Origin of the sequence: Streptomyces sp. GC420 (genome assembly GCF_009916105.1) — a bacterium.
Taxonomy (GTDB): domain Bacteria; phylum Actinomycetota; class Actinomycetes; order Streptomycetales; family Streptomycetaceae; genus Streptomyces.
Genome location: NZ_JAAAXQ010000506.1, coordinates 1 through 4,649, shown reverse-complemented (window position 1 = coordinate 4,649; position 4,649 = coordinate 1). Strand labels below are relative to the sequence as shown.

The following is a 4,649-nucleotide window of genomic DNA, read 5'->3' as shown; positions in this document are numbered from 1 at the left end:
GCCGTGGTGGCCGCCGCGCCGGTGGAGTCCTCGGGCGGTGCGGTCGCCCGCGAACTGGATGAGGGAGATGACCACGGCGAGGACCGCCACGGTGATCCACATCAGTCCGGTCTCGAAGCGCTGGTAGCCGTAGCGGATGGCGATGTCGCCGAGTCCGCCGGCGCCGACGGTGCCGGCCATGGCGGAGTAGCCGATGAGCGCGACGACCGTCGTGGTGGCGCTGGAGACGAGGGACGGCAGCGATTCGGGGATCAGGACCTTGCGTACGACGGTCCAGGTGCTGCCGCCCATGGCCTGCACGGCCTCGACGAGGCCGCTGTCCACCTCGCGGACGGCCGTCTCGACGAGCCGGGCGAAGAAGGGGATGGCGCCGATGGCGAGCGGCACGATGGCGGCCTCGCGGCCGATGGTCGTCCCGGTGACCCAGCGGGTGAAGGACATCAGGGCGACCATCAGGATGATGAACGGCAGGGACCGCGTGATGTTGACGATCTGCCCGATGACCTTGTTGGCCGGGGCGTTGCCCAGCAGGCCGCCGCGGTCGGTGAGGACGAGGAGCACGCCGAGCGGGAGTCCGACGGCGACGGCGACGAGGGTCGACCAGCCGACCATGTAGAGGGTGTCCCAGCAGGCCTGGGCCAGTAGGGGCCGCATCTCGGACCAGGTCACTCGGCGTTCTCCTCGGTCGGTTCCGCGGGGTGGTCGACGACGTCGGCCCGAAGGCCCTGCTCGCGCAGGAAGCCGATGGGGACGACGTTGTCCTCGAAGCGGCCGGGCAGTTCGATGCGCATGCGGCCGACCTGGCGTCCGGCGACGGTGTCCATCGCGGCGCCGAGGATCGAGATGTCGATGTTGTAGGTGCGGGACAGCCGGCTGATGACGGGCCGGGTGGCGGTCCCGCCGAGGAAGGTGACGTCCACGACGGTGCGGTCGCCGGCCGAGGCCTCGCCGCCGACGGGGAAGAGTGCACGGGCGAGTTCGGATCCGGGGGTGGCCAGGAGTTCGCCGACGGTGCCCGACTCGACGATCCGGCCGCCCCGCATCAGGGCCGCGGAGTCGCAGACGGTCTTGACCACGTCCATCTCGTGGGTGATGAGCAGGATGGTCAGGCCGAGGCGGCGGTTGAGGTCGCGCAGCAGCTGGAGGATGGAGCGGGTGGTCTCGGGGTCGAGGGCGCTGGTGGCCTCGTCGGAGAGCAGCACCTTGGGATCGCCCGCAAGGGCCCTTGCGATGCCGACGCGCTGCTTCTGGCCGCCCGAGAGCTGGGCGGGGTAGGCCTTCGCCTTGTCCGCGAGTCCGACGAGGTCGAGCAGGTCCAGGGCCTTGCGGAAACGTTCCTTCCCGCTGAGGCCGAGGATTTCCAGGGGCAGTTCGACATTGGCCTGAACGGTGCGCGAGGACAGCAGGTTGAAGTGCTGGAAGACCATCCCGATGCGGCTGCGGGCCTCGCGGAGCACCCGGCCGGCGCGCGGACCACGGCCGGCGAGGGCGGTGAGGTCCCGCCCGTCGACGGTCACGGTGCCGGAGGTGGGCCGTTCCAGCAGGTTGACGCAGCGGATGAGGGAGGACTTTCCGGCGCCGCTGCGGCCGATGACGCCGTAGACCTCGCCCTCCCGGACGTGCAGGTCGACGCCGTCGAGGGCGGTCACCTCGCGGTCGCGCAAGCGGTAGACCTTGGTGAGGCCTGTTGTGGTGATCACTGGAGTTCCGTCACTGTCGAGTGCGCGGCAGGGGTGTCGCCGGGCACGGGGCATTACCTGTCAGAAGGCGCGAATCGCCGGCCGCACGGCACACGTCGGCCGCTCGGGCGGAAGGGCTCGGGCGGGGTCCGGGGGACGCGGTGGAGGCCGGCCCTCATGGCCCGTCAGGGCATGGGAGGACGCTCAGCGAGAGCTCGCTTCGGGGCGCGAGGTGCGGGCGGGGATCCTCAGAAGGCGCACATTCGACACATACAGCGAGCACCGGGCGTCGTGTTCGCCTCGGTCGCAGGGATGCGGCTGCTCGTGGTGTCCATGGGCCTCAGTAAAACAGACGTCGCGTTCGATCGATCAAATCTGTCCGGCATGCGGACACTCTTTTGAGACGCGCGATCGGGGTTCAGCCGCCGGCCGCGACCTCCAGCCCGGCGTGCGCGACCCGCACGGACACGGCCGAGAGGTCGTCCACGACGGCGTGCGCGACGAGTTCCGCGCGGTCGTGGGTTGTGGCCAACGCCACGGTGCGCATGCCGGCCGCCCGGCCCGCGCGCAGCCCCGCCGGAGCGTCCTCGAACACCACGCAGCGCGACGGGTCGACGCCGAGCCTGCGGGCCGCCAGCAGGTAGGGCTCGGGGTCGGGCTTGCCGCGGGTGATGTCCTCGGCGGTGACCAGCAGGGGGACACCGACTCCCACCTCGCGCAGCCGCGCCTCGGCGAGCGGCCGGGTCGCGGAGGTGACGACGGCCCAGCTTCCAGCGGGCAGCGCGCCCAGCAGCTCCTTGGTGCCCGGCAGGGCCACCACACCACCGCCCGCCACGTCCTCGATCTCCAGCCGCTCGATCCTGGCCAGTGCGCCGGGGACGCGCTCGGCGGGCAGCAGGTCGGCGATGATCTCCACGGCGGGACGGCCGTGCAGCTCGACACGGGCGAAGTCCTCGGCGGTGACGCCGTACTCCCCGGCCCACCGGGTCCAGCAGCGGCGCACCGAGTCCAGCGAGGAGAGGAGGGTGCCATCGTTGTCGAACAGCAGGCCGTCGGCGTGGAACTTCATGGGCCACGACCTTACGGGGGGTGAGGTGGGGCCGGGCGCGGCGGGTCGATTGGTCCGTAATAGGGTCACGGCATGTTTCACGCCCTGACGATCGCGGCCGCGGTCGCCGCGCTCGCCCTCGCCGCGTGGTGCGGGCACGCCGCCTACCGTGACCAGCCGACCAAGGACTGGCACTTCATCGGCATGGCCGTGGTGTCGGTTCTCGCGCTGGCCCAGCTGGTGGTCGGCATCGTGCAGCTCGCGCGGGGCGAACGGCCGGACCAGGGCACGACCGTCTACGTGGCGTATCTGATCGGCGCCGCCGCGGCGATCCCGGCAGCCGGCTTCATGTCGCTCGCGGAGCGGACCCGCTGGGGCTCCGTCACGGTGGCTGCGGGCGCGGTGGTCCTGGCCGTACTCCAGGTGAGGCTCTACGACATCTGGGGAGGCGGCCATGGCTGAGCGCACGGCGCCCGGCGGGACCGGCAGAAGGGAATACCGGCTCGGCGAGGGCCCCGGCAGGCTGCTCGTCTGGTTCTACGGCGTGTTCACGGTGGCCGCGGCCTCGCGCTCGGCCGTCCAGATCGCCCAGGACTTCGGCCGGGCACCGCTGGCGTACGCGCTCTCGGCGCTCGCCGCACTGGTCTACGGCTTCATCACGTACTCACTGGTGCGGGGCGGCGAACGGGCCCGCAGGGCGGCGCTCGTGTGCTGCGCCGCCGAGTTGGGGTTCGTCCTGACGGTGGGGACCTGGACGCTGGCGGACCCGTCGGCCTTCCCCGACTCGACCGTGTGGTCGGACTACGGGATGGACTACCTCTTCATCCCCGTGATCCTGCCGGTCGCGGGGATGGTCTGGCTGCGCAGGACCGCTGCTTCCCGCCCCGCCTGAGACCGCGCCGCGCCCCTGAGACCGCGCCGCTCCTGAGGACGCGCCCTCCCGGAAGACCGGCTCCGCGGACCCCGCCCAAAGCGCCGGCGGCTCCCCGCCCCGCGGGCGTCGGAGCCGCCGTCAGGCGTGAGTGAGGCTGTCAGGCGCTCGTGACGTAGGCGTCGGCCAGCGCCTCCTTCTCCAGGGTGATCATCCGGATGCCGTCGGAGCCGGTGGTGCCGCCGACCCGCTCGTAGCCCGCCTTGCTGTAGAGGCGGAGGTTGGACTCGCTGCGATGGCCGGTGTTGAGCTGGAACCTCCTCGCCCCGAGGCTTCCCGCCAGTTCGCGCTCCACCGCGCTCAGCAGCCGCGCGCCGAGACCATGGCCCTGAATGCGCGGATGTACGCAGAGTTTGCCGATGTGTCCGGTGCCGTCCGCGTCAAGGTTGCCACGGACCGCTCCCACCACCTCGTCGCCGAGCCGCGCCACGAGGACCCGGTCGGTGGCCATTTCGGTGCGCAGTTCGTCGAGGGTCTGCACCAGCGGACCGATGCGGTAATTGCCGTAGATCTCCGCCTCCCGCTGGAAGCAGAGGTACTGAAGCCGGAAGATCTGCTCGGCGTCTTTCTCGGTCGCCGCGGAGATGGTCACGCTCATGCCCATGTGCGCACGCCTGCCCTTCCCGTTCCGTCCGGGCCCTTTGAGGGTGTGGTGCCCGGAACGCCTGCCCTGGCCGGAGCGGCCTCGGCCCCTGCGTGGATGAGAAGGGGCCCCGCCTCCGGGCGCCGGTGTTCACCACCCCTTTCCCCAAGGTTGAGGGGCGCCAACCTCCGACGTCAGCATTCTGCGCAGGCATCCCAGGCAACGGGAACGGATGGGCCCCAGACTCCCCTGTGAGATTCCCAACGTGCCTGCGATTTCTCGGTAGGTGGGATCACAGGGGTGCAGCATCGCGCTCATCAGTTCGGGACAGCGGCCGGGGAGCCCGCCGATGGCGGCGCGCAGCGCCCTGGCCCGCTCGGCAGCGAGGACGGCGCCCTCGGCACCCCG

General features: G+C 71.4%; 6 protein-coding genes and 1 pseudogene. 2 read left to right on the top strand and 5 right to left on the bottom strand.

Features of this window, described 5'->3' with window-relative positions; genetic code table 11:
- From GUY61_RS35045 to GUY61_RS35035, 3 genes are all read right to left on the bottom strand, one after another.
- Window positions 1–669: methionine ABC transporter permease (locus GUY61_RS35045; protein ID WP_166634358.1), on the bottom strand; the 669-nt coding region annotated here is incomplete at its 3' end.
- Window positions 666–1,700: a methionine ABC transporter ATP-binding protein gene (locus GUY61_RS35040; RefSeq protein WP_166634357.1), complete on the bottom strand. Its 1,035-nt coding sequence runs from the start codon at window positions 1,698–1,700 to the stop codon at window positions 666–668. The genes GUY61_RS35040 and GUY61_RS35045, both read right to left, overlap by 4 nt.
- Before the next feature lie 397 nt (window positions 1,701–2,097).
- A complete protein-coding gene (locus GUY61_RS35035; RefSeq protein WP_166634356.1) occupies window positions 2,098–2,748 on the bottom strand; it encodes an HAD family hydrolase in 651 nt (216 codons plus the stop codon).
- Window positions 2,749–2,820: 72 nt separating this feature from the next.
- On the opposite strand from GUY61_RS35035, the gene GUY61_RS35030 reads away from it, so the two are divergent.
- On the top strand, window positions 2,821–3,189 hold the full coding sequence (locus GUY61_RS35030; protein ID WP_166634355.1) for a hypothetical protein: 369 nt from the start codon (window positions 2,821–2,823) through the stop codon (window positions 3,187–3,189).
- The gene (locus GUY61_RS35025) at window positions 3,182–3,619 is read left to right on the top strand and encodes a hypothetical protein (protein WP_166634354.1); all 438 of its coding nucleotides are present in this window, start codon (window positions 3,182–3,184) and stop codon (window positions 3,617–3,619) included. Before GUY61_RS35030 ends, GUY61_RS35025 begins: the two co-directional genes overlap by 8 nt.
- A 139-nt stretch (window positions 3,620–3,758) precedes the next feature.
- On the opposite strand, the gene GUY61_RS35020 is transcribed toward GUY61_RS35025, so the two are convergent.
- Together GUY61_RS35020 and GUY61_RS40895 are read right to left on the bottom strand one after the other, a co-directional pair.
- A complete protein-coding gene (locus tag GUY61_RS35020) occupies window positions 3,759–4,262 on the bottom strand; it encodes a GNAT family N-acetyltransferase (protein ID WP_166634353.1) in 504 nt (167 codons plus the stop codon).
- 129 nt (window positions 4,263–4,391) lie between these two features.
- Window positions 4,392–4,649: pseudogene (locus GUY61_RS40895) on the bottom strand (sigma-70 family RNA polymerase sigma factor); the annotation flags it as partial.